The 1,267-nt window shown below is 63.5% G+C and carries 1 protein-coding gene; it reads right to left on the bottom strand.

Annotated elements, in window-relative coordinates:
* Positions 1-484: 484 nt before the first annotated feature.
* Positions 485-1,267, bottom strand: a 783-nt coding sequence (locus tag DDE13_RS22405; protein WP_162631199.1) for a DUF1214 domain-containing protein, incomplete at its 5' end; no start/stop codon positions are given.

Genomic DNA, 1,267 nt, shown 5'->3' with positions numbered 1-1,267 from the left:
ACAAACGCTGAAAATAAGGATCAACGCCAGCCAAGGGCGCCCTTGCCGCGGAGCGGCTTAGTCCTCCCGCCCGCTGCGACTGCCCTGTCGTGCACGGCCCAAAGCCGTCCTCCAGTCCCCACCACAATGCTGCGGCGCGGCTTGTCAAAGCTGCCTTTCGCTGCTTCCGCTCATTAGGGTGTGAACACGCGTCGGCCTGTGATCCCTCCCGTTGCCTTGCTGAGACCGATTGCGGCGGCACTCGTCGTCGGAATTCCTCCCTGATCCAAAGCTTCGCTGGTCTGCATCAGAACGCACTATGGGGCTAGGAAAGAGCCGACGTGCTGATTGTTGCGACACTCACGTGATCCCCCTTCCTCCCATTTCCCTTCTGCGAGGTAGGCCATTTTGCCGCTTCCACCTTCGCCTCGCTCCGCCGACGGGATGGCAAAAAAACCAACGGGAGCTTTGATCGCGTGCGCTTTTCCGCTTCTATGTGCCTTGGCTACTCAACCTTCACGATATCGCCCGTTTTCCAGCTGCCGTCCAGGGCCGGTTCCGAGGGGGCGTAGAGGCGCAGGATCGCGAAGAACCCGCGGTCAGGCGCTGTCGCGAGCCAGTTTTCTTCATGCCCCTCGGGCGCTTCGGGGGCGATATGGAGCGTCGTGCTGCCGTCGTCATTCTGCGCAGGCTCGTCGAGCTTGCCGAGCGAGGGAAAGGGCTGCCCGTTGTCGAGCCCCGAGGCGTTCTCGGCCTCGTAGAGCGTGACCGACCAGAACAGTTCCGCGGGGATGTCCGGCGGCAGGTCGAGCGTGTAGCTCCGGTTGCCGACCAGCGGCTCGCCCTCGGCGTCCTCGAAGGCGATCATGTAGAACGCGCCCTTGCCGGGCGTCATCGACACCATGCCGGGGCTGATCGAGAAGTAGTCGGTGAAGAACCACGCCCGCGCGTCGAGTTCACGGTAGCCGGCATCCGACGACATCCAGTCGAGACCGACCGGCACGTCGGGCCAGCGCGCGGAGACGTTGTTGACCGGGTTCAGCCACTGGCGGTCGTCGTAGACGCGGAAATCCATGCCGTTCAGTCCGTGCTGGAAACCGATCACGCGGCTGGTCTTGTAGCCCGTCCGGGCCGCCGCATCGAGAATCGCGCGGGTCTCGTCATCAGGTGCGAAGTCGCGGTCGGTCGCGATGCCGATACCTTCGAGCATCCCCAGCCAGTCCGGCCGATAGCGTCCGTCAAGCTGGTGTAATTTCCCTGATGGCCTGAGGGCATGATCAGGCGGCTT

The sequence above is a fragment of the Meridianimarinicoccus zhengii genome (genome assembly GCF_003254465.1).
Classification (GTDB): Bacteria; Pseudomonadota; Alphaproteobacteria; order Rhodobacterales; family Rhodobacteraceae; genus Meridianimarinicoccus; species Meridianimarinicoccus zhengii.
The sequence above is the reverse complement of the archived record's forward strand: the minus strand, read 5'-3'. Positions and strand labels throughout refer to the sequence as shown.